Origin of the sequence: Nonomuraea sp. MG754425 (assembly GCF_021699195.1) — a bacterium.
Lineage (GTDB): Bacteria > Actinomycetota > Actinomycetes > Streptosporangiales > Streptosporangiaceae > Nonomuraea.
The window spans coordinates 1-300 of sequence record NZ_SSXE01000576.1; the positions used below are offsets into that span (position 1 = coordinate 1).

Consider the following 300-nt stretch of genomic DNA (forward strand, 5'->3'; position numbering starts at 1 on the left):
TCGGCGAACGAGCCGTCGGCGTTGAGCACCGTGTTGGCCTGCGCCTTGACGTAGCGGTCTTCCTCGTCGGCGGTGAGGTAGTCGATCCGCTCGGTCACCCTGCCGTCGACGACCTTGCGGTACGGCGTCTCGACGAAGCCGAAGGCGTTCAGCCGGGCGAAACAGGCGAGATACCCGATGAGGCCGATGTTCGGGCCCTCGGGCGTCTCGATCGGGCACATCCGGCCGTAGTGGGACGGGTGCACGTCGCGGACCTCGAAGCCGGCCCGCTCACGGGACAGACCACCGGGGCCCAGCGCG

The 300-nt window shown here is 69.3% G+C and carries 1 protein-coding gene; it reads right to left on the minus strand.

Features of this window, described 5'->3' with window-relative positions; genetic code table 11:
* A partial coding sequence (locus tag FAF44_RS56655) for a hypothetical protein (RefSeq protein ID WP_237111235.1) occupies window positions 1-300 on the minus strand: 300 nt, incomplete at both ends.